This window comes from Bradyrhizobium sp. (assembly GCF_030646015.1).
Taxonomy (GTDB): domain Bacteria; phylum Pseudomonadota; class Alphaproteobacteria; order Rhizobiales; family Xanthobacteraceae; genus Bradyrhizobium.
This window is the reverse complement of sequence record NZ_JAUSLT010000067.1, coordinates 22412-38709: the sequence shown is the minus strand read 5'-3', so window position 1 is coordinate 38709 and position 16298 is coordinate 22412. Positions and strand designations below refer to the sequence as shown.

General features: G+C 61.5%; 18 protein-coding genes. 8 read left to right on the top strand and 10 right to left on the bottom strand.

Features of this window, described 5'->3' with window-relative positions; translation table 11 throughout:
• Positions 1 to 153: 153 nt before the first annotated feature.
• The 3 genes from Q7T45_RS09505 to Q7T45_RS09490 form a co-directional block, all read right to left on the bottom strand.
• A complete protein-coding gene (locus Q7T45_RS09505; protein ID WP_304870066.1) occupies positions 154 to 1248 on the bottom strand; it encodes a helix-turn-helix transcriptional regulator in 1095 nt (364 codons plus the stop codon).
• 490 nt (positions 1249 to 1738) lie between these two features.
• Positions 1739 to 1921 (bottom strand): hypothetical protein, encoded by a 183-nt coding sequence (locus Q7T45_RS09495; RefSeq protein ID WP_304870063.1) that lies wholly within the window; start codon positions 1919 to 1921, stop codon positions 1739 to 1741.
• Positions 1922 to 2041: 120 nt separating this feature from the next.
• Positions 2042 to 2728 carry a TenA family protein gene (locus Q7T45_RS09490; RefSeq protein ID WP_304870062.1) on the bottom strand — a complete coding sequence of 229 codons (687 nt, stop codon included), beginning with the start codon at positions 2726 to 2728 and terminating at the stop codon, positions 2042 to 2044.
• A gap of 105 nt (positions 2729 to 2833) precedes the next feature.
• On the opposite strand from Q7T45_RS09490, the gene Q7T45_RS09485 reads away from it, so the two are divergent.
• Positions 2834 to 3835 carry a DUF808 domain-containing protein gene (locus Q7T45_RS09485; RefSeq protein ID WP_304870060.1) on the top strand — a complete coding sequence of 334 codons (1002 nt, stop codon included), beginning with the start codon at positions 2834 to 2836 and terminating at the stop codon, positions 3833 to 3835.
• 52 nt (positions 3836 to 3887) lie between these two features.
• Here Q7T45_RS09485 and Q7T45_RS09480 read toward each other — a convergent pair whose 3' ends face one another.
• Both Q7T45_RS09480 and Q7T45_RS09475 read right to left on the bottom strand, forming a co-directional pair.
• On the bottom strand, positions 3888 to 4145 hold the full coding sequence (locus Q7T45_RS09480) for a hypothetical protein (protein ID WP_304870058.1): 258 nt from the start codon (positions 4143 to 4145) through the stop codon (positions 3888 to 3890).
• Positions 4146 to 4233: 88 nt separating this feature from the next.
• A complete protein-coding gene (locus tag Q7T45_RS09475) occupies positions 4234 to 4620 on the bottom strand; it encodes a hypothetical protein (protein ID WP_370691249.1) in 387 nt (128 codons plus the stop codon).
• Positions 4621 to 4848: 228 nt separating this feature from the next.
• Here Q7T45_RS09475 and Q7T45_RS09470 point away from each other — a divergent pair, with 228 nt between their 5' ends.
• From Q7T45_RS09470 to Q7T45_RS09460, 3 genes are all read left to right on the top strand, one after another.
• Positions 4849 to 5439, top strand: coding sequence for a formyltransferase family protein (locus Q7T45_RS09470; RefSeq protein ID WP_304870056.1), 591 nt, complete (start codon positions 4849 to 4851; stop codon positions 5437 to 5439).
• A 181-nt stretch (positions 5440 to 5620) separates the two neighbouring features.
• Positions 5621 to 5983: a hypothetical protein gene (locus Q7T45_RS09465; protein ID WP_304870054.1), complete on the top strand. Its 363-nt coding sequence runs from the start codon at positions 5621 to 5623 to the stop codon at positions 5981 to 5983.
• 133 nt (positions 5984 to 6116) lie between these two features.
• Entirely contained in the window at positions 6117 to 6503 is a 387-nt protein-coding gene (locus Q7T45_RS09460) for a hypothetical protein (RefSeq protein WP_304870052.1), read from the top strand.
• Positions 6504 to 6522: 19 nt separating this feature from the next.
• Here the strand turns inward: Q7T45_RS09460 and Q7T45_RS09455 are convergent, their stop codons facing one another.
• On the bottom strand, positions 6523 to 6723 hold the full coding sequence (locus Q7T45_RS09455) for a hypothetical protein (protein WP_304741401.1): 201 nt from the start codon (positions 6721 to 6723) through the stop codon (positions 6523 to 6525).
• A 108-nt stretch (positions 6724 to 6831) separates the two neighbouring features.
• Positions 6832 to 7230 (bottom strand): RidA family protein, encoded by a 399-nt coding sequence (locus Q7T45_RS09450; protein ID WP_304870050.1) that lies wholly within the window; start codon positions 7228 to 7230, stop codon positions 6832 to 6834.
• A gap of 210 nt (positions 7231 to 7440) precedes the next feature.
• Here Q7T45_RS09450 and Q7T45_RS09445 point away from each other — a divergent pair, with 210 nt between their 5' ends.
• Together Q7T45_RS09445 and Q7T45_RS09440 are read left to right on the top strand one after the other, a co-directional pair.
• Entirely contained in the window at positions 7441 to 8319 is an 879-nt protein-coding gene (locus tag Q7T45_RS09445) for a DMT family transporter (RefSeq protein WP_304870049.1), read from the top strand.
• Positions 8320 to 8549: 230 nt separating this feature from the next.
• Entirely contained in the window at positions 8550 to 9983 is a 1434-nt protein-coding gene (locus tag Q7T45_RS09440; protein ID WP_304870048.1) for a caspase family protein, read from the top strand.
• Positions 9984 to 10060: 77 nt separating this feature from the next.
• Here Q7T45_RS09440 and Q7T45_RS09435 read toward each other — a convergent pair whose 3' ends face one another.
• A complete protein-coding gene (locus tag Q7T45_RS09435) occupies positions 10061 to 10300 on the bottom strand; it encodes a BrnA antitoxin family protein (RefSeq protein ID WP_304870046.1) in 240 nt (79 codons plus the stop codon).
• A gap of 4 nt (positions 10301 to 10304) precedes the next feature.
• Entirely contained in the window at positions 10305 to 11282 is a 978-nt protein-coding gene (gene cysK / locus Q7T45_RS09430; RefSeq protein ID WP_304870044.1) for a cysteine synthase A, read from the bottom strand.
• Between the two features lie 185 nt (positions 11283 to 11467).
• Here cysK and Q7T45_RS09425 point away from each other — a divergent pair, with 185 nt between their 5' ends.
• On the top strand, positions 11468 to 12520 hold the full coding sequence (locus Q7T45_RS09425; protein WP_304870163.1) for a PIN domain-containing protein: 1053 nt from the start codon (positions 11468 to 11470) through the stop codon (positions 12518 to 12520).
• Between the two features lie 188 nt (positions 12521 to 12708).
• Here the strand turns inward: Q7T45_RS09425 and Q7T45_RS09420 are convergent, their stop codons facing one another.
• Positions 12709 to 13611 carry an outer membrane protein gene (locus tag Q7T45_RS09420; RefSeq protein WP_304870041.1) on the bottom strand — a complete coding sequence of 301 codons (903 nt, stop codon included), beginning with the start codon at positions 13609 to 13611 and terminating at the stop codon, positions 12709 to 12711.
• Positions 13612 to 14013: 402 nt separating this feature from the next.
• Here Q7T45_RS09420 and Q7T45_RS09415 point away from each other — a divergent pair, with 402 nt between their 5' ends.
• Positions 14014 to 15816 (top strand): hypothetical protein, encoded by a 1803-nt coding sequence (locus Q7T45_RS09415; protein ID WP_304870039.1) that lies wholly within the window; start codon positions 14014 to 14016, stop codon positions 15814 to 15816.
• The last annotated feature ends 482 nt before the right edge of the window (positions 15817 to 16298 follow it).

Here is a 16298-nt window from a genome sequence, read left to right as displayed (position 1 = left end):
CTACCCAGCTTGACGAGCGTCGGTTTGGTGTATGATTTCACGAAATATCTCCATTTCATGTGATTCAGGCGCAAATCACGCCATGCCAATAGTGCGGTCGGCCAATCCGGGCGTCATCCTCTAAATAGATGAAGCGGCGCGCCGAATCCGAGGCTAATTCCTCGCCGTGCTGCGATCAAGCGTGACATTGGCCAGCAGCGACACCACTTCGGCCTGGCGGGCGCATCCGGTTTTTTCCAGCACCTGACGCAGCTGCGAGCGGACGGTGGAGATGGCCACCCCGCCGCTGACGGCAATCTCCTCCAGAGTCTCGCCGACGGCAAGCCCCCGCGCCACCCGGGCTTCCGACACGGTCAGGTCGAACAGCGAGCGCATCAGTTCTACCGGCGGCGCTGCCGGGGCCGACACCGGCGTCACCACCAGCAGCGCGTAGCTGCCGGCAAAGATGTCGTGGGCGGAGCGCCGGATCGGAATGAGATGAACCACCAGGGCCGCTTTGTCGTCGGCGTCACGCAGCGGAAACGAGCGGACGGACAATTCGGCATTGGTATCGAGCGCGGCAAGCGCTGCCCGCAACAGCTCGTTGGCGTGGCCATCCGCCAGCGCGATGCGGTTTTGCGCACGCCATTGCAAATGGTCGGGCAAATCCTCGATCAGGGGATTGGCTTCGATCACCGTGCCGTCCTGGCCGAGCAGCAGCGCGGGCAATCCCATCGCTGTCAGCGCCTCCTTGGCGCCCCTGGCGCGCTGCAACCCCAGCCGGGCCGCAACGAAGGCGCTGCGCGCCAGATGAGAGCGCAGCTCGTTCAGCAATTCGACTCGCTCTTTTTCGATCGGTCCGCGGCTGTGATCGCGCTCAATGCTGAAGACGATATGATCGCCGGTAGGCAATTGCAGACCGGTACCGGCGGACCAGCCGAGCCCGCGCGGGCGAAAGAAGTCCCGGTAGATCGGATTGCTGTCGAGCTGTTCCTGCGTCCAGAAATCATGCTCGACGAAGAAGGCCGGCAGCGTCTTTCCAAACAGGCAGATCCGGCGCGGACAACGTGAAAACCACCCGTCCTCGACGTAGGACCGGAAAATATCGTTCAAGTTCGCGGACGCGGTCCATTTCAGGACCCGGTCGCGGGCCGAGAACAACAGGCCGCCACGCGAATCCGTGAGGTGGGCCAGCTCGTCCAGCACGCCGGGCCACAGTTCCGGCACAAACGAGCATTCGTAGATGCGGTCAATCAACTCGGTCTTCACGGAAATCCCATCAGGAATTGCAATCATCAGCAGCAGAAATCACACGGTGCCTCTGCGCCGAATTTGGCCATCATGCCGTTAATCCGGCATCTCGCCAAGTCGACGTTTAGCCCTTCCGGTGGGGTCAAGTGGACCGGGGTTATGCGTCCTTCCGCCGCGCGAGGCCGCCGGAACTTGCTTTCATCGGACGGCTTGTTGGTGGAGCCACTACGGACCAGTTATGAAAATATGAGAGAGAGAAGTCGGTCAGCCGCTGGTCATCGCAGCCACGGTCGCCGCTATCAGCACGGCGGCCTTCCTAATTTTTGAGTTCGGTCCATGGAACCGGCAGGCGCTGGAGCCGTCAAACCAAGCCGCGACCAAGGCGGCTGCGCAAGCTGCAGGCGCTAAAGTAATCCCGACTCAACCGAAATTAGTGGTCGAACCAACGCCGCCGGGCCCCAGGCCGGTTCAGCCTCCCGTTGTCGTGAATTAGGCCTGCAACGTCGGATCAGGCCGACCATCGGTCTTCTTCGCGAATGTCTTCTTCCGCGTTCAATCGTTCCGCTACTTCGTCCGCGATTTTCTCGCTGCGGGCCTCGGCAATCGGCTCGCCGTCCTTCTTGACGATTTTCTTGTCCTCCGCGCGAAGGGGGAAGTCTTCCGGCTCCAGCGGCTTGTCATCTTTGGCCATTGCGACGACTCCCATGCCTGGTTGCTGCGCAGCATGGCGCTGCCAGTACCACGAGAGAAAACATTCCAGGATAGTATCCGTTCCGTCCGCCCCAGCAGCAGCAGTGGCGACTGGCTTGTCCTAGCCTGCCGAACTGCCACGACGAGCATCCACGCGCCAGCCCATCTCCCAGAACTCGGCTTCGAGCCGGGTGGCCTCCTTGAAGATCGCGATCAGATCCTGCTCCCGGGCCGGCGTGGCATAGAGATGGGCGAGGCCATCCAGCTGCGCCAGCGCCTTCGCCGCGACCTCCTGGTAGGGTGCACCGGCATATTCCGATATCCAGACGCTGTAGGGATTGGTGGCCGCGAGCGCGCCGGGTTGCGCGGCGAGCCGGGTCGCGATGTCAGCGTAGCCGATCACGCAGGGAGCCAGCGCCACCTTGAGCGCCAGCAGATCGCCGCGCATGCCCGCGTCGAGCACGTAGCGCGTATAGGCCAGCATCTCGACCGCCGGCGGGGCATGTTCGAGATCATCGGGAGACAGCCCCCACCCCGCGCAGAGTTTTACGTGCAGGTTCATCTCGACGTCGATGATGGCCGACAGGCCGGCTGCGGCGTCACGCATGTCGGCAAGCCTGGGCGACTTGTAGACGGCGAGCGCATAGGCGCGGGCAAACTCGATCAGGAACAGATAGTCCTGAACGAGGTAGTGACGAAACGCCACCTCGGGAAGCGAGCCGTCCGCCAGCGCGCTGGTGAAGGGGTGTTCGGTGTAGGCGCGCCACTCGGCGGATGCTGCGCTCTTTAGTCGCTCGAAGAAACTCATGATCTCTCGCGGGGTTGGGCTCTCGATGAGTGTGCTGGGCGCATTACCGGGTTATAGCTCAGGTTGATTGGCGAGGAAGCTGCGAATGACGAACGGGAACTGTTGATGAGCATCGGACTGATCGCCCTGCTCGACGATATCGCTGCGATCGCAAAGGTCGCGGCGGCTTCCCTTGACGATGTGGCGAGCCAGGCCGTCAAGGCGGGGGCAAAGGCGGCGGGTGTCGTCATCGACGATACCGCAGTCACGCCGGGCTACGTGATCGGGTTCACCGCCAGGCGCGAACTGCCGATCGTGGGCAAGATCGCGGCGGGATCGCTGCGCAACAAGCTCCTGATCCTGCTTCCCGCTGCTCTGGCCCTGAGCTATTTCCTGCCTTCGGCGATCACGCCGCTGCTGATGTTTGGCGGCGCCTACCTCTGCTACGAAGGGGTGGAAAAACTGCTCGAAGCCTTCCTGCCCCATCATGCCCACCAGCACGAAGCCCAGCTCGGTACGGTGGCGTTGAATGCGCAAACCCTGGAAGACGAAAAGGTCGCAAGCGCCATCAAGACCGACTTTATCCTCTCGGCGGAGATCATGGCGATCACGCTGGCGGCAGTTCCCGCAGGCAGCCTGCTGACGCAGTCACTGGTGCTGGCGCTGGTCGGGATCGGGATTACCGTCGCGGTGTATGGCGTGGTCGCTCTGATCGTGAAGGCCGACGACGTCGGATTGGCGCTGGCGAAAAATGATGGCGCCTCGCCGTTTGGCGGCATGGGGCGAGCGCTCGGACGCGGCATGGTTCGCGGCATGCCCGTCTTTTTGACGGTGCTCAGCGCCGTCGGTACCGCCGCGATGATCTGGGTCGGCGGCGGCATTGTGCTGCATGGCCTGGAGCTCTACGGCCCGCCTTCGATCGGGCACGCCGTCCACGCCGCGACGCAAGCCGCGGCTCACGCAGTCCCGTCAGCCGCCGGCGTGCTGGAATGGATCGCGCATGCTGCCATATCGGGGGTGATTGGCCTGGTGATCGGCGCAGCCTGCATCCCGGTCATTGGACTTGTCGTTGCGCCCGCCTGGAAGCGGTTGAAGCGTTTCTTGCCGGGCCGCTCCACCGCGAAGTGAAATCCGCACTCGAGCCGACACGAACCGCCCCTCATGACGAGCGGCGAATAGTTCAGCCCTGCCCGTCTTCCAGACCATATTCCCGGTAGATCGTCAGGGGATCGCGGTCGGGAAACAACCGGCATTTGGCTTGCGCCAGATGCACCATAACGGTGCCCTGCTGGCAGCCGGCAATCAGGAGCTTCTTGATGTCTTCCATATGTGGCCGCGGTTGGCTGGCTTCAGGCAGCTGCTCCAGCGCGACCAGCGCGGTGGCGAGCGCTTCCGTCAGCACCCACTCGTCGTGGCCGGTAATTCCCTTTTTCGGCATTTGGACAACCTCATTCCAGGGTGCAGCCACCCATCAACCAGATCCGCAACATCCGAATGACAAGTGGCTCGTGCCCTGAACGCGCGGGCTACCGCTTATCGAACGGAATAAGATGGTGGTACTCCTTCGGCACCGAGCTGCGATAGCGCGCGGGCACCGTGCCGCTGTCGATCGATTTGTCGATCTCCTGCTGCCGGGTCATCTTTTTCGCGGCCTTCTTTTTCGCCGGCTTCGCGGGTTCGGTTGTCGTCGTTTCCGTTTTCGCGGCTGGCGCCGTAGCGGTCGCTGCGGCTGGCGGCGCCGCAGCAGCTGGCGGGGTGGTCGCTGCCGGAGGCGTGGTCGCTGGCGCTGTCGCGGCCGGCGCCGCGCCGGTATTCGGCGTGGTCTGGGCCAGCACCAAGCCGGCCGGCAAGGACACCAGCGCAATCGTCGCCGAAATCAACGAAAGCCTCTGCATCAGGAAAAATCTTTGCATGAAAACCTCCAGAGTTCACCCGACCCGCAATGCGGTCAGCGTAGTCCCGTGGCATTGACCCATGCAAGCCGCCTTCAATGGCCTTTTTGCGGCCCGACGCCCTCGCAAACCGCTGTCGCAAACCTCGACCCGACCTGTTGATAACCCGGTCGCGCGGGCGCCCCCGGCGTGACAGACAGTGGCGACGTGTTATCGACGGGACGCCTTGCTCTGGACGGATCAAACACCATGCGGATTACCCTGGTCGGCTCCCGCCATTTCGGCGTGACGACACTGAACATGCTGCGCCAGCACGGCGTCGAAATCGCTGGCGTCGTCGTCGCTGACGCCGAGGACCGGCTCGCCGCCGCGGCCCGCGACGCCGGAATCCCGGTCACCGTGCAGGCCGATCCGAAACTGGTGGTCGCCGGGGAGATCGCGGCCGATACCGACCTGATCGTCACCGCGCACAGCCACGCGCGCATCGGCAGGGACGCGCTGGCGGCGGCCAAGCTCGGGGGGATCGGCTACCACCCCTCGCTGCTGCCGCGGCATCGCGGCATCGCGGCGGTCGAATGGACCATCCGGGAAGGCGACCCGATCGCCGGCGGCTCCGTCTACCATCTCGCCGACCGCATGGATGCCGGCGCGATCGCCGCCCAGGAATGGTGCTTCGTCAAGAAGGGCGAAACCGCGCGGGAGTTGTGGGAGCGCGCGCTGGCCCCGCTCGGCCAGAAGCTGCTCGGAGAGGTAATTGAGTACGCCAAGGCCCATCAATCGCTGCCGGCCAAGCCGCAGGACGAGCAATTTGCCACCAGCGCGCCCAATTTACCAAAGTAGTATTTTACCAACGACCCGACGCTCGATTTGTGTCAGATTTTTCGTTCCCTGCCTGGAACCAATTCGGGCATTAAATGTTTGATTCATAGGGAACTTTTCGCTTTATCGCGGCGCAGCAAACTTTGGACACATTGTGCCTCAATACCGCATCATCACACATACATATTCGGGGATATGATTCATGCGCCACAATCGCATTCGTAACGCGCTCCTTGCTTCCGCCTTGACCGCCGCTGCCGCCCTCGCTGCCGCTCCGGCTTCCGCCGAGAGCAGTGCCTATGACGGACTTTGGAATGTCACGGTGGTGACCAAGAGCGGCAGCTGTGAACCGACCGTCAGCTCGACGCTGACCGTGACGGACGGCAAGGTCTCGGCCGGTGGCGCCGCCGTTTCCGGCAAGGTCGGAAGAGAGGGACTTGTGCGAGTCTCGATCAATGGTGCATATGCGAACGGCCAGCTCAGCGGCAAGACCGGTTCGGGGAAGTGGAATGGTTCGTCTGCAGGCGTACCGTGCAGTGGTCGATGGGAAGCGTCGCGGCAATAATCCGGGTCCCACAGCAGCAATCATCCTGAACGCGCGACGGCTGATATTCGCAGCCGTCGCGTTTTTTTTGGCGTTTTTGTTGGTATCGATCGCCGGCTCCGCTGTTCACGCGGAATCTGGGGCGTTCGCCGGCATGGCCGGCAACTGGTCCGGCGGCGGCACCATCACGCTGGACGACGGTTCCACCGAGCGGGTTCGATGCCGCGCCAGCTACGCCGTCCGCGCCGACGGCGACGCCATCAACCAAACCCTGACCTGCGCCAGCGACAGCTTCAAGTTCAATCTCGCCAGCAACGTCGTCGCCCAGGGCACGGCGCTTTCCGGGACCTGGAGCGAAAGCATTCGTAACGCCAGCGGCAACCTTGAAGGTCGCGGCGGCGGCGGCCATTTTCACCTGATCGCGAGCGGCGCCGGATTCACGGCGCAGATCTCGTTGACGACGCGCGGCAACAAGCAATCCGTCGTCATCAAGTCCGAAGGTGCATTCCGGGTCACATCGATTTCGCTGACCCGCTCCTGAGCGCCATCGCCGCGATCGGCTAGCTGGTTTTGGGTTTGGCCAACCGGTTGGCGGTTTCCGTCATGGTCTTGGCGACCAGCAGGGCCTGTTCCTTGTTCAGCGCAAAATCCTGAACGCCCCTGTGAGTGGTAAGCGACAGCACCATGATATCGGGCTGGTCCTCGGGCCAGCCGGTGGCGAAGGCGGTTACAAAATCTGCCGATGTGGATCGTGTTGTCATCGTGAAATTCCCTATGGCGCTTTTGAGCGAAGTGGACGCCGGCTCGCGTAAAGAAAACGCGTAAAAACAAGAGATTAGAGCGCGGTCCTGATAAATCAGAATCGGGATCTAGGCATTCGGTACGAAGGCGGTGACCTCGATTTCGACCTTGGCGCGGGGATCGACCAGTCCCGAAATGTAGAGCAGCGTCGAGGGCGGGAAGTTGCGCCCGAGCGTCTCCTTCCAGGCGGCGCCGATGCCGGCACCCGCGGCCTGGTATTCCTCTCGGCTGGTCAGGTACCAGGTCAGGCGAACGATATGCTCAGGGCCGGCGCCGGCCTCATTGAGCAGCTTGATGATCCGGCGCAGCGCGGTGCCGGTTTGCGCGGCCATATCGGGCGCATAGTCGCCCTTCTCGTCGCCGCCGGTCTGGCCGGCGAGCACGACCCAGCGGCCGGGGCCGTCGACCGCGACGCCATGCGAAAAGCCGCGCGGCTTTGACCATTCGGCCGGTTGCAAGGTGAGCATGAAGGAGTTCCCTCGAACGTGATTTCCGCTGTTCCTTAGCACCGATTGCGCGCGCTCCCACCCCGAATTTTGGCGCGGCGCAGCGCTGCCCCGGCATATTTGCGCGTTGCAAATCGGACCGGGGTCGCCGATACCGGCCTGCCCTTTCCGTATTTGCGCGCCGCTCCAGCGCGGCAGACTCAGCAATCAGTTCCTGGCATTCAGCTCACGATGGACCGAACCCCCTCTATACCAAGGGCTGCGCTGTGGATGGCGGGCTGGCTCGCTCTGATGCTGATCCTGACGGTGGCCGGCCGCGAGACGACGCGTGAAATGAACGTCTTCCAGATCATGGAAGTGCGCTCGGTTCTCGGCCTCTGCATGCTGTACCCGCTGATCCGCATGAGCGGCGGCTTCGCTGCCATGAAGACCGCGCGGCCGCTGCAGCACATCTCGCGCAATCTCATTCATTATGGCGCGCAGCTCGGCTGGTTCTTCGCGCTGACCCTGATTCCGCTGGGCCAGGTGGTATCGATCGAATTCACCATGCCGATCTGGACCGCCATCCTGGCGGCGGCCTTTCTCGGCGAACGCATGACGGTGTGGAAGATCGCGGCGATCGTGCTCGGGATCGTCGGTGTCGTCGTCATCGTTCGGCCCTCCACCGGTGAGGTCAATCCGGGCCAGTTGATCGCGCTGGCCGCGGCGGTCGGCTTCGGCATCTCCATCGCCATGGTGAAGTCGCTGACCCGCACCGAACATACGCTGGCGATCATCTTCTGGATGCTGGTGGTGCAGTCGGTGGCCGGATTTTTCCCGTCGATCCATGTCTGGGTCTGGCCGTCGGCCTGGGCATGGGGCTGGACCGTCGTGATCGCGATCTGCGGCACCTTCTCCCATTACTGCATGGCGCGCGCGATGCTGTATGCCGATGCGACGGTGGTGATCCCGATGGATTTCCTCCGGGTTCCCTTGAGCGCCGCCGCCGGCTGGCTGATCTATTCGGAGCGGCTGGACATGTTCACCGTGCTCGGCGCGACGCTGATCCTCACCGGCAATCTGTTGAACCTCAAGACGGCCGGTAATGCTCCGGCGCGGACTCAAGTCTGACCGCCGAACGGTGCCAGGCGATTCTCCCGAACCAATTCTCCTGAGACGGCGCGTCCGACTGTGATGTAGATCACTCAATGCTGCCAGCCTGCCGGCTAGTGTGGTCAATCGGCGACGGGGGCAGCTCAATTCAGGCGACGCCTGATTTTCGACACGATGCGTGGCTTTTTCGTGTAGTCTGTTGCGATGCGTTGCTCCCATAGTCGCGCGATTCCACCGGGGGATTTCAAATGCGCTACCTCACCATATTCCTTTCCCTGATTTGCATGGCGTTATCAGCCCATTCGGCCAAGGCCGACCGGCGTGTTGCCTTTGTCGTCGGCAACGGCGCCTACAAGAATGTTCAGCCGCTCCCCAACCCCTCGATCGACGCCAAGTCGATGGCCGGCGTGCTTCGCAATGTGGGATTTGAAGTTGTCGAAGGCACCAACCTCACCCGCGATAAAATGACCGAGCGGCTGCTCGAGTTCGGCAAGAAGGCGCAAGGCGCCGACGTCGCGGTGTTCTTCTACGCCGGCCATGGCATCGCCATCGGCGGCGTCAACTATCTGTTGCCGATCGACGCCGACATCAAATCGGAAATGGACGTCAAGCTCGGCGCCGCCATCAACATCGACCTCACGCTCGACCAGACCATGGGCGATGCCAAGGTCAAGCTGGTGTTCCTCGATGCCTGCCGCGACAATCCATTCGCCGCCAAGATCAAGGCGAATGCCGGCGCCACCCGCAGCGTGTCGGTGCAGACCGGCCTTGCGGAAATGAAGTCCGGCGAAGGCACCCTGATCGCCTTCGCCACCGGTCCCGGACAAACCGCACTCGACGGCAAGGAGGGCACCAACAGCCCGTTCACGCGCGCGCTCATGGCCAACATCGCGACCCCCGGCATGGAGATCCAGCAGGCGATGACCAAGGTCCGCGCCCAGGTCAACGAGGAAACCAACAAGGGCCAATTGCCCTGGGGCCACACCAACCTGATCGGGACGGTCTATCTCAATCAGGCCGCTGCGCCCGCAGCAACTGCCGCGGCTCCTTCGCAGGCCGGCCCGGCCGTTGCGACGGCGTCCCAGGGTTCGGAGGTCGAAGTCGAATTCTGGCGATCGGTCAAGGAATCCAACAAGCCCGAAGAACTCAACGCCTATCTGGCCTCCTATCCGAACGGCCAGTTCCGCTCGCTGGCGCAGGCCCGGATCGCGTCGCTGCAGGACGGCGCTTCGGCGAACGCGACCCGCAACCTGACCACCGGGATCGATCCCAAGACGTTTGACGCGGAAGCCAACCAGACCACCGAAGACCAGATCGGGCTCGACAAGGGACAGCGCCGCGACGTGCAGCGAAGGCTGAACGGCCTCGGTTTCGATACCAAGGTGACCGGCGTGTTCAACGCGCCGACGCGCGCGGTGATCACCCGCTGGCAGGCCGCGCGCGGCTATCCCAAGAGCGGCTACCTCAACAAGTTCCAGCACAAGGCATTGTTGACGGAAATCGTCGCGACCACGCCAACCGCCTCGAGCGACGACGGGGAAGAGAAAAAGCCGGCTCGCCGCGAACGGCAGCGCAGCAGCGGTGGTGGCGGCGGCGGTGGCGGTCACCGCGGCGGGGATCCCGGTGCAGCCTTCGTCGGCGGTGTGGTCGGCGGCATGTTGGGCGGTGCGTTCCGACGCTGATCGCCCGTTCCGCCGATATCGAATCCAGCAAAAAGCCCGGCTCACGCCGGGCTTTTTCAGTTATCGATGGGTCCGGCCTATTTGCCCGCGGCCTTGCGCAAGGCGTCGTTGATGCGGTCCTGCCAGCCGGGTCCACCCTCCTGGAAGTGTTCGAGCACGTCCTGATCGATCCGCAACGAAACCAACTCCTTCACGCCGGGAATAGCGGTCGGCTTCGGCGGCGCCTCCACCACCTTGGTCGTTGTCTTCTTGAACGCTGCTTCCGCTTCGGTGCGCGCGTCGTTCAGGGTTCGCGGCCGTCTCGGTTGATCCGCCATGGTCTCAGATTCCCTCGAACAGCACGGTCGACAGATAGCGCTCCGAGAACGACGGCACGATCGCCACGATGGTCTTGCCGGCGGCCTCCGGCCGCTTGCCGATCTGCAGGGCAGCTGCGATCGCAGCACCCGAGGAAATGCCGCCGGGAATGCCTTCGGTGCGGGCCAGCGCGCGCGAGGTTTCGATCGCGGTCGGGCCGCTGATCTTCACGATCTCGTCGATCACGGAGCGATCGAGGATATCGGGAATGAACCCGGCGCCGATGCCCTGGATCTTGTGCGGGGTATGCTGGCCGCCTGACAGCACCGGGCTTTCCTCCGGCTCCACGGCGACGATCCGCAAGCTCGGCTTGCGGGGCTTGAGCACCTGCCCGACACCGGTGATGGTGCCGCCGGTGCCGACGCCGGCGACGAAGTAGTCGATATTGCCGCCGGTGTCGTTCCAGATTTCCTCCGCGGTGGTGCGGCGGTGAATTTCGGGGTTGGCGAGGTTCTTGAACTGCTGCGGCATCACGGCATTGGGCGTGGTGCGCACCAGTTCCTCCGCGGTCGCGATCGAGCCCTTCATGCCCTGGGCCGCCGGCGTCAGCACGATTTCGGCGCCGAGGAACGCCAGCATCTTGCGCCGCTCGATCGACATCGATTCCGGCATCACCAGCTTGAGCCGGTAGCCGCGGGAAGCGGCGACAAAGGCGAGCGCGATCCCGGTATTTCCCGAAGTGGGCTCGATCAGCACGGTATCGGCATTGATCAGGCCGGCCTTTTCCATCGCGATGATCATCGCCGCCCCGATGCGGTCCTTCACGCTGGCGGCCGGGTTGAAGTATTCCAGCTTGGCCAGGATAGTCGCGTGCACCCCGTGCGCTTGCGGCAGTTTGCGCAGACGGACGATCGGCGTATCGCCGACCGCGTCGATGATCGAATCGAAAACCCGGCCCCGGCCGGGACGCTGCACTGCACTCGTGGGTGACGGCGCGTCCATGACAAAACTCCTGTGGCGGCAATGTGCTGTTAGTTTGAAGCTCTTCCATCATTACGGACAGGTTGTGGCGGCGCGCAAGCGGGAATCCCTGCGTTGCGATTTCGCTGCAATGCAAAACTGGAAGGCGCCAAATAACGTAAAACGAACGCATTTCAAACTTGCATTTGGAAAGCGACGTGACCCGAATGACGGAACAGCGCGCATATTTAGAGAGCGAGTACATCTTTATTGATGCCCAAATTTTCATCCGCGAAAGACTCGATTGGGACTCGAAATCACTCTCTAAAATTAAGCAGCTGGTCCAATCTGGGCACCTTCGCGTGCTGACGACAAGCATCACCCAGAAGGAAGTTTGCAATAAAATTGCAGAAACGCTTGATCACACGCGAGCCGCTTCAAAAAAGCACGAAACATTTCTCGGCCAACTTGGCATCGCTGGCGATCCGGCATTCGACGACGGTGCACTGACGACATTGCAGTCGCAATTCAAACAATTATTGAAAAATTTAAACGCAATGGAATTACCGCTAAAGGCGAATTTGGACAGCCTTTTTGATGACTATTTCGAGAAAAAACCGCCTTTTAGCGATAAGAAAAAAGCGGAATTTCCGGATGCCGTGGTGGTGACGTCACTTCGAGACTTTGCCTCAACAACCGGCCAAAAGATTTACGTGGTGTCGGGTGACGGCGACTTGAAGGATTGCTGCAAGAATGACGGCCAACTTGTCCACGCAGATTCACTCGGCGAAATTGTATCGAAAGCGACAGTCACCGAAACGCTTCATGATTCGCTTCTGAGCTTTCTCGCGAATAGCGAACACCTAAAAACTGTTCTAGTTAGCAGATTGAGGGGGCGCGATATAAACGTAACCGGGCTGCACCGATTAAGCGATCACATTGAGGTTGCAGCCGTTGTTGCGGATGCTGCGGACGTAACTGTGCATCACTTGAATGTTCTGTCTGAGGACGCGCACCAGACCTTCGTCTGCGAGATAGAATTCGAGACATATCTTTGGATCGATCTCGAAATCGAGGAAGGAAGGATTGGTACAGGGGGCGCATTTGAGTCTCGCACTACTCACAGCGATACCGACGGGATCACCAAGGTGTTTTGGGCGGAAGTGGTCGTTCGATTTGACCCCGCCAAACCCGAAAATAGTGAATTCGAATCGATTTACTGCGATCCAGAAATTGAAATTGAAGGACCGGAACTCGATACGATCCGCAGGTATCGGTGACTATACCATTGTGCCTCACGCTAGACGTGGGCTGGGGCGATCTTTTTCCGGGGAGAACCGGAAGTAGCCGGTAACTGGCCAAAGTGTCGCGATTGACCCACAGCGGACATGGCAAGTCGAGCAGCCGATGCCCGCACACAAGGGAAAGCTGACATCGGACAACTCAAGTATCGGACGTCGCGGTCGCGTTACGGGCCGAACCGGTAGCTTAGAGCCACACGCGCTGTGCTGTAGGAAAAATCGACGCGATGGCTGTAAACCAGCGGCGTCGGCGAGACATAGTTGATTGACGCGATCGTGTCTGCGCTGATTCGGCCAAAATTCGCATAGAGATACTCGCCGCGCACAGACCAGCGGCCTGACAGCGCATACTCGATGCCGGCGCCGAGTGCATATCCTGTCTTGACCCGCCTAACGTCAGTATTTTCGATGTCGCCGGCGGTGTCCGTCGCCTGCTCGATGTACCTTAGTCGCGCCAGTGCGAGGCCGCCGGTCGCGTACACCAAGGCGTTATCGAACGCGTAGCCGATGCGAGGACGCAATGTCATCATCCAGTCTGCCTCAACCTTCTGGCTGATGGTGAAGCAGCAGCCGCCTATTGGGAATACCTGCGTCTGTGCGCGCGAGGCGCTGCCCGTCAAGCCGCTTATATCGCCTTCGAGGCCGTAGACGAACCTGCCACTTTGAAAGTTGTGTCCGGCAAGCACACCGCCGGCGAAACCGTTCGGATGCAGGGGTTGGGATTCGACAGCGTCGATAGCGATACAATTTGCCGGGCCTCCGCCGCACGCGATTGGCGGTCCGACTGTCGTATTGATATCAGCGGTGCCCCACGCGTAGCCGGCATGAACGCCGACGTAAAACCCTGCCCAGCTCGCACTCGAAACGGCCTGAGGCTTGCGTGGCGTCTCATTGGCCAAAGCGGGACCGCTAACTCCCGCAAGCACGATGACACTCCGCAATAATAACCGCCACATAGACGCCCCCTCGAATGCGAGGACATTTGTGCCAGCCGTCGGCCGAAACAAGCGAAATCCGGGGTTTTTCTGGTTGAAGCGGAAACATTGCGGGACCATGTGGTATTTTTGCAATAACTCGAGCCGGTTCCTCCGTTTCCATCCGCGCGGCAGCCCTCGAGGTTAAGTTTTTGCTTTGGGGCGACCTTTCGGATACTCGATTCATCTGCTCGCGAACGTCGCCTGTTGGCACGAAACGGACCATCCGCGCCGGTCGCTAAAGGTCCGTTGGTCAAGGCGAAGCGGAAGTGGCGTAGCGCGGCTGTCGAGGCAGCTTCTGACCTAGCGGAAGCTGCGGCGTCGACGATACCCGCGAGTCGCAAATTCATTGCACGGCAATGATTTGTTCGCAGCGGGGCTGCCATAAATGTAGAAGCGGCTTACTAATCCGCGTTCCAATTGGGGAACTTGCGCCTCGGCTGCGCGTTCCAGTGACCTGCGATGAACACAAGCTGCGGGAATAGCGGCGGAGCACTGATGCGCCTTGCTACAGTAATTCTGCCGATATTGCTTGTGCTGGTCACCTCAAGTGGCGCATTGGCCCAGAGCTTTGAACGCATTTTTCAGGACGCTGGCCAGCTTGGGCAACCTCGACGCGCCGCGATTCAGGCCGAGTGGGAAAAACTTTCACCTGGGGAAATCCTTTGTGTCGATAACCGGCTTAGGCGTGCCCGAAGGTCCGTCAATACCCTGATCGACCGCGGCATCAGCCCGACAGACAACCGTGTCACCGGTATCGTCAGCGACTGCCGCACCGGCGGCGATCCCGCGAACCCGAACGTCGCGGCAACACCGAGCTTCAATTGCCTTGTCGCTCGTCAGCCGGACGAATTGGCGATCTGCGCCACTCCTGAACTCGCCAATCTTGATCGGGCTGTCGTCCAGGGTTACGAGCGGATGCTCCGCACCGATGGTAGCCGCGCGGCGAAAAGCGTGGCTGAGCCACTATTGGACCGTCGTCACGCCTGCGGGGCCGACATCGACTGTATCAGGCGCGTGCAATTGACGGCCATCGCAGCCTTTCAAGCACGTGGCGCCCCAGCCCAAGTCCCTGCCCCGGCGCAGGTGACCGGGCGCGAAAAGGCCGCATATAGTGTCGCCGGAATGCAACTCGGTAACAATGTTGGTGTTGGGAGTGCAGATTATCGCGATTATACGTGCGCGCCCACCAAACAATTTCCCGGTTTCACCGGATGCCAACGTCAGCTCGCCGAGCGCTCGCGGCGCAGACGCATCTTCGAATCCACTTCGTTTCTGCACGCCCCCGACGGCTCCGCGGTTTACATCAACCAGAACCTCGAGCCCGTCGCCATGGACGAGAAAGATGCTCATGACGAGGTCAGCCGATTGTCGGAAACGCTTGGCAAGGCCACGCTGCTTCCGATGCAACACGTCCGCGGCGTATCAAGCGGCCTGATCGCATCTTGGGGCGCGGTGTCATTGCAGCCGTTGGACGCGGCGCGCACGGCAGAACTTGCGGCAGGTACCGGTGACAAACCTGGCATCCTGGTCGACACCATCGGCAATCCGCAGCGATCGGCGCAATTGGGCTTGCCCATCTATAGTCTGGGCGGTGGCGCGGGCTATGTCTGGTCGGCTAGCTGGAACGGTCGCGGCCGCGGCGCCCTGCGCAGGCTGGCAATCGACGCGTCGCGGTTGCCCGGCGCGGTCGTAGAGGCCAATCCATCGGCAGACCCGCCAGCTATCGTTTCCGCGCCGACTGCAACCGCGCTGGCTGCGCCGCCACCCGCCGGGCCAAAGACGGCAGTCGCCACCCAGCCAGGCCCGTCGGTTGCTGCGCAATCAGATCAAAAATCTGTAGAGCCCGCCCCGGTTGCTTCTCCCGAAGCTAAGACGCCCACGGCGGCGGCTCCCTCACGGACGGATGTGCGGGTGGTCGGCCCGCCGATCGCCCTGCAACCGACGGCATCGGCAGCGACGCAGACGCCCACATCGTCCGGTGTAGCAGGCGGAAGCGGTCTAATAATCTTTTTGGTCGCACTGGTCGCCGTATTGGTCGGCGCTGTAGGGTATCTTTCTAAAAAGCCGCGCGATACCATGCCTGGCGCCGTTGCAGCAACGCCTGCTTCCGCAACTCCCCATGAAGCGCCCGATGAGCCCATGACCCAAAAAATTGACCTCTCGGCGCTTGTTCCAGCCGAGTCGCCCGCCAGCGTCGCTGGCTTCAATACCGCGATGGAAACGCCACAAACCGACGAAGCAATGGCTGCCAGCCAGTTGGGGAAGCGCCCGGGGAGCGATCCTTCTTCCGTGCCTTGAGTTTCTTCCGAATTGCAACTGCTTGTCGACTGGAGGCCGCCTTAGTTGGCGGTTCGTTCATTTATTCAAGCGCCTCCGATGTCCGCTTCTGGCACTTTTCGGACACGGCGCAATGTCCGAGTTGAGTCTGTTTTCGGGGGGAAAGCGGAAGTCGGGATTCGGGCTCCACAGGTCGCCGGTTTGAGCCGACTCGCACATTGCAGCCGAGAGCGTTCCACTACTTTGCTCTCCTAATTGTAGGGCCGCTTTTCCCTTGGCCGCCGGGTGAGAAAGATTGCTAAAATGCATTCTGAATTTTGCGACGCACTTGGCGGATTTTCGTCGCACTGCAACGCAGAAGCGGTAGCACCAAGTCACTTCTCGCAATTTGGATCTGGGGACAAATCACAAGGTAGCACTTTCGGTTTGTTTGCAGTGCACCGTGAAGACTCCATCATCGCGACTTGAATGCGTGTCAAAAAACACAAAAGTAGCAGCTTTAT